The 1,243-nt window shown below is 64.6% G+C and carries 1 protein-coding gene; it reads left to right on the top strand.

Going from position 1 to position 1,243, the window contains the following annotated elements; all coding sequences use genetic code 11:
- Positions 1 to 1,243, top strand: a 1,243-nt coding sequence (locus AC1DX3_RS24335; RefSeq protein ID WP_476991955.1) for a calcium-binding protein, incomplete at both ends; no start/stop codon positions are given.

The following is a 1,243-nucleotide window of genomic DNA, read 5'->3' as shown; positions in this document are numbered from 1 at the left end:
TGTGCCGCACGCCATCCGCATCACCCTGGCCGACGAGACCTTCGCCGCCGGTACGACCGGGCAAATCTCCGAGGTGCGCTATCTCGACGGCTCGGCCGAGACGGACGCGCGTATCTTCGCATCGGCGTCCACCCATATCTACGACTATTGGTCGCTCGATCCTGTTGTGATGATCGGCGGGCACCTCGATGACGGCCTGTCCGGTTCGAAGTATCGCGACCTGATGTCGGGCGGCGACGGCAATGACATSTTGTCGGGCGGTGGCGACGACGACACCCTGGACGGTGGCAATGGCAACGATACCCTGAAYGGCGAYAACGGCAATAATATCATCACCGGCGATGCCGGCGACGACATCATCACGTCCAGCTATGGCAACAACATTCTGGACGGCGGCACGGGCAATGACACGATCACCGCMGGCATCGGYCAGGACACCCTCAAGGGCGGCGACGGCAATGACAGCCTGAACGGCGGCAACGACAACGACAYGATCRCCGGAGGATTGGGTGACGACACGATCGATGGCGGGGCCGGCAACGATACGGCGATCTTTAGCGGCAATGCCGCCGAYTATACGGTCGTCGATCATGGCGACGGGWCGCTGACCGTCACCGGCGCCGAGGGCACGGACACSCTGAKYTCCGTCCTGCATCTGCAGTTCGCCGATATCACCCTGACCTTCAGCGGGCCGGATGTCGTGCTGACAGGCACGGCCGGCAATGACACGCTCAGCGGCAATGACGGCAATGATCATCTCTCGGGTCTGGCCGGTAACGACACGCTGAACGGCCTGGCGGGCGACGACCTGCTGGAGGGCGGCGACGGCGACGATACGCTCAATGGCAATGAGGACAACGACACGCTGGACGGCGGCGTCGGCAACAACAAGCTCTACGGCGGCGCGGGCAACGATGTCCTAACGGTGTCGGGCAGCGGCGCCAATACCCTGTCCGGCGATGACGGCAATGACACGATCACCGGCGGCGACGGCATCGATACGATCACCGGCGGGTTGGGTGACGATACCCTGGACGGCGGGCTGGGTGACGACATCATCCAGGGCGGCCATGGCAATGATGTGATCTGGGGCGGCGACGGCAAGGATGCGCTGGGCGGTTACGACGGCACCGTTCTGCACGGCGGGGCCGGCGATGACACGATTGCCACGATTGGCGCGGTCACGGCGTGGGGCGACGACGGCAAGGATAGCTTCGACCTGAACGGCGGCACGGCCCACGGC

This window comes from Asticcacaulis sp. P2_B1 (assembly GCF_056404915.1).
The sequence above is the reverse complement of the archived record's forward strand: the minus strand, read 5'-3'. Positions and strand labels throughout refer to the sequence as shown.